At 51.4% G+C, this 4,765-nt stretch carries 3 protein-coding genes; all 3 read right to left on the reverse strand.

Annotated features, from left to right (window positions below):
* Positions 1-30: 30 nt before the first annotated feature.
* From QP994_RS10840 to QP994_RS10850, 3 genes are read right to left on the reverse strand one after another with little or no spacing between them, the layout of a single operon-like run.
* Positions 31-432 carry a hypothetical protein gene (locus tag QP994_RS10840; protein WP_284866790.1) on the reverse strand — a complete coding sequence of 134 codons (402 nt, stop codon included), beginning with the start codon at positions 430-432 and terminating at the stop codon, positions 31-33.
* A gap of 19 nt (positions 433-451) precedes the next feature.
* A complete protein-coding gene (locus QP994_RS10845; RefSeq protein WP_284866791.1) occupies positions 452-1,039 on the reverse strand; it encodes a hypothetical protein in 588 nt (195 codons plus the stop codon).
* 15 nt (positions 1,040-1,054) lie between these two features.
* A complete protein-coding gene (locus QP994_RS10850) occupies positions 1,055-4,600 on the reverse strand; it encodes an RHS repeat-associated core domain-containing protein (protein ID WP_284866792.1) in 3,546 nt (1,181 codons plus the stop codon).
* Positions 4,601-4,765: the final 165 nt, after the last annotated feature.

Below are 4,765 nucleotides of genomic sequence, written 5' to 3' on the forward strand. Positions count from 1 at the left end.
AGTAGAAGTAGGCATATCAGTTACGTCCTGTTAGTTGAAGTACACCGCAATAGCGTCACCACGGGTGCGCGCCGCAGTATAAAAATCAGTGAGAATGTCAATAGCGTCAACTTCCTCGAAGTCATCAGGATCAAGACCTTCGAGCACATGAGCAAAATCAGCGACCTGCTCAGGGGTATTAATACGCATTCCATCCGTAAGGTCTTGCCCATCCCAGTCAGCAGCACCAAAAACAATGCCACTAACAGTTGTACGATCAACCACCTCAGCAAGACCGTCAGCAGTATCAACAAACACCACATCGATATCAGTCACAGGATGCGAAGAGGTCTCAATCGCACCTGTAATCGCATCACGCCGCTGCTCAACACCACCATCATTAAGAATGGTGTACTCATCAGCACCAAAAGCAATATAAATCGGAATAATCATCGTATCGTCTCCTTAAATATTATTCCGCAGAAAGTTCCGGCCGGGTAACCCGTTTAGCCTCATCAAGAACAGGCATCCACGCATTGACCTGATGACGCTCCAACTGCCGCTGGGACCTCCCGGCAATAAACGCAATGAACTCAACATCACGATCAGTATCAGCAGTTTCAGCAACCACATCCCAGTGACGCTGCCGCCCCTTCTTAATAAAAAGCGTCTGGAAATACTCCTTGACCATTTCACTGGTTGTACCAATACTGCGATGATCAGTCAGATACATCTCCAACATCCGATCAAGATACTTCTCCTTACTACCAGCAAGCCTTTCCAAAGAAAAGAACAACTGTGTCCTCACACCAGCATGTGGCTCCAAGTAGTAACACCGCTCCAACTGATCAAACAAATAATAATGCCTAGCTTTAAGAAACTCATTGATCGCGCAAACAAGCTGATCCTTAGCGGTAGGAAGCAGATCATCGCGCAAAAGCACCTTCTCCAGCCCGTACACATAGTGCTCTAAAAGCTCATCCGACATCGTCCCATACCTATCAGGCACCGGGGTATGCAACCCCACCAAACGAGCAACTTCTGTTGCAGTATCACTCACAGAACAACCTTTCTATCACTTGGAAGGAAACAGCCACAGCGACTTCGTATCCGATAACCGCACAGCAGTTTCGGCATCCGATAGGATCTCAGACGACATTTTATGAACAACAATATCGTCGTTAGCAAGTACGGTACTAGCCACATGAGTGTCCTCACGGACAAACAAGTTTAGCTTCGTCCCAGGGTACCGCTCCTTGTTGAATGCTACGGCGTCTTGAAGTTGTTGGGTCATGGAGATTTTTTTGACGTTTTTCACCTCAGCCAGACCTGCGATCGTACCATCTTGAAGCTTAACACGGCCATCGGAAATGCGATTCCGGCCGCCTATTGTGTAGGTGTCACGTTTGCCCATTTTCATGCCGTTTTTCTCGAGGAGATCGGCCGCGGCCTGCTCCCCGACAACACCTTTATTGTGGGCAACGATGCGCCATCGTTGGTCCTTTGGAAGATTTTTCACATGCGCCTGCAAACCGAACGGATCACAAACATAGCCGGCGTGATCAACATAGCCCTGTGCAGATGCTAACCGCGGCGCTAAGCCAAGCGGATCCTGCGCGTTATATATTCCAGCAGACGGACAGTAGTACCGGAACCTGTTATACGCCCACCCCGATTCCGAATCCAAATACTGTCCTGCGAAAAGCAGCGGCGTCGACGTCTCACCGTGCCAGGTTCGAACACCATAAAGACTCTGCTGGCAATAACCAGTAACACGACCTGAATCAGGATCCACAAACTCTAAAGGCGCTCCAGACAAGTCATCCATAATAAGCCTGAACTCGGCATCAATCTCAGCCTGTGTCCAGTCAGCTGGATGCTCAGCCCGGAGATCACCTATGTCCTCTGGTCCTCGACCGGTAAGTTGAACCTGTCCGGTTACGCCTCCAGTCACAGGATCGGTTGTCCACACATGACCCGATCTCAGCACACCTGCACCACTGGTGACATCAATGACTTCTTCAGCAACGAGTTGGTCACCAGCGTGCGTGAAAATAGTTCGCGTCAGTACCGCTCCAGATTCAGTGTCAACGCGCTCTTTGGCAACTCGGCGACCAAGCGGATCGTACAGGTAGCGGTACCCAACGCCAGGCTCGTCCGACGAGGTAAAACCAATAGGTTGAGTGTCCGAACCGTAGAAGAATTGATGCACCAACGGTTTCTGGCTAATGCGCTTGGTAACAGTTTGAGTCACCCGTCCAGCAGCATCATAAGTATATGTAGTCCTGCCCACCCGAGTTGGAAGTGTGCCTTTGAACTCCACTTCGGTATCAAAACTACGACCCGCCGTGTCATGACGGTTCCCACCAAGCGGATTCGTAGACCCAAGATGAACAAAAGGCACATCAATCTTAGTGAGCATACCTGCAAGGCTGAAACCATAGGTTTCATCCATTGCGCTTTCCGCCATGAAGCTGGCAGATCCGGCCGTTTCTGCGGATCGGGAAACACCCGTAACACGACCAAGGATATCGAGCTGATATTCAGTAGTTCCCCGCAGATAGTCTGCCACTGAAGCTAGAACAGTGTCAGGACGCCATGAGTACTCCCGCGCCGAAACAATATGGTGACCCACCGAAGCATCAGACTCAAGAACCGAAACGTGATCACTAACCACACGCCCACGGGAATCAACTCGTGAGGATCGGAAGGTTGAACCAGCACCAATACGGTTGCGAATTCCCCGCTCATCCACACCGTAACTAATATCCGCGACACGTTGGCCCTCTGGTGCACCTGCACTCGTTCGCGTGTGAATACTGGTGCGAATCTCTCCATATTCATCCCTCATAAATGAGGTACTGAATGTGTTGCCCATTGCCAAATCAATATGTTCAGCATCTACCAGCCCACTGGGATCGAGATCAACCCGGTGGGTAGTAGCCTCACCCGTGGGTAGTACGACGGTTTCCTCGATAACGCGACCAAACTCATCCCTTGTATAAGCGACACGTACCTGCGGCCCAACCACACGGTCCAACCGTCCAACATCGTCATAAAAATACGAGGTAAGTCCCGTCTTGTCGCGCAAGGTGGCAACCCGCCCATCATGATGATAAGTCTGCTGCGACGTACCTTCCGGACCCTGCTGTATTGCACTTAACCCATCGATGCTGGCAACAGTTTCCCTTACGATGCCGTTGTAGTCGGTTTCTTTAACCGCCGTGCCATCCAAGTTATAGGTATACGTCCAAGTATTCCCATCAGCGTTCGTAAGCCTGATCGGCTCCATCTGCGTGTTGTACTCAAGACGCGTAACAGCACCTGAAGCATCGGTGGTTACTACTGGCCTATCAAAAACAGTGTACTGAGCAAACGTTGACGCGCCGAGCTCATTGGTCGCCGCAACTTTATTTCCCTCACCATCGTAGGCAGCGCTTACCTTGCTTCCGTCTGCCAGCTCAATAGCACACGGCCACCCCTCAGGGGTGTGTTGAATCGTTGTGGTCGCCCCCGCAGGATCCATCGTCTCAACAACCAGTCCCCGCACGTCACGAACATGACTTACCCTCCTGCCAGCCCCGTCCGTACGAGCAATAATACGGCCAGCACCATCACACTCCATCTGGCTAATAACACCGTCAACGGTGCTTGTTCCAGTAGGAACGATCCCTTCAGGACGCACCTCATAGGTATACAGCGTTGTCAGACCAGAAGGCTTCGTCACCGACTGAATCATGCCAAAAACGTCCACATCAAACTCAGTAACCAGACCATCACGACCAATAAGACGCGCCGGTGTACCCCAAGCAGCCGGCTCAATGCGGTACTCAGTACCATCTTCATAACTTGCGCCGATCTGAACCCCGTCATCATTGAAATGGAATTCCGCAATCGCCCCAGCCGGTGAAACGACAGCCGTTTCTTGGTGGTACTCGTTGAATACAGAATCAACAACCACACCTTCCGGTGTGATGGTTCGCCATACGTCGCCTTCTGGGGTAGAGCGGTAGACGGTGGGGCGGATATCACCTAGCACCTCGTCGTGGAGCCATTGTTGTGGAACAGTCCATGTGTCATCATCACGCTTCGCGGTGCGGCCGCGACCGGTTAAACCGGCTGCGTCAAGTCCACCTTCAACAAGTGCCTGATAAAGCGGGAGTTGTTCAAGACGATTAAAGTAGTCCTCAACCACGGTGTCGCCTAGGGTAAGTGGGTCACCTTGGAACTCGCCGGCTGTTTCAATGAGTACACATACTGTTCCACCAAGTGGTGCGTCTTGACCGGTGTCGTGACCCCAGTAAAGAATATTCGGGAACATCCCCCCAGTACCTACCTGCGAGTGAACACGACCCTGCTCATCGAAACGGTAGTAGTAGGACACACCATTGCGGTCAGTCCAGGCATACATCCGGCCTTGATCATCGTAGTGATACTTCAACGCACCATCGTTGGAATTAATCACCCGCACCAGCTGGCCATGCGGATCATACTCATAAGAGATCAATCGAAGTGGTTCATCACCTGGGTGCGTTGTCGGGTTAGACACAAAAATATGAGCAACCCGACCAACGGCATCATCCCACTGAATATCTAAAATAGTGTCATCAGAACGGCGCATACGGACCATGTGTCCGGTGGCGGTATCCCAGGTGTAGTCGATTGTGGCACCGGTGTGGTGCACAACAGTAGACAACCCAACTTCAATGCCCATGTTGAACGTTTCAGCAAGAGATCCGTGAGGAATTGTTGCTGCAACATGAGATCCACCTAGTGATGGGCAGCG

This window comes from Corynebacterium sp. MSK044, from assembly GCF_030232825.1.
Classification (GTDB): Bacteria; Actinomycetota; Actinomycetes; order Mycobacteriales; family Mycobacteriaceae; genus Corynebacterium.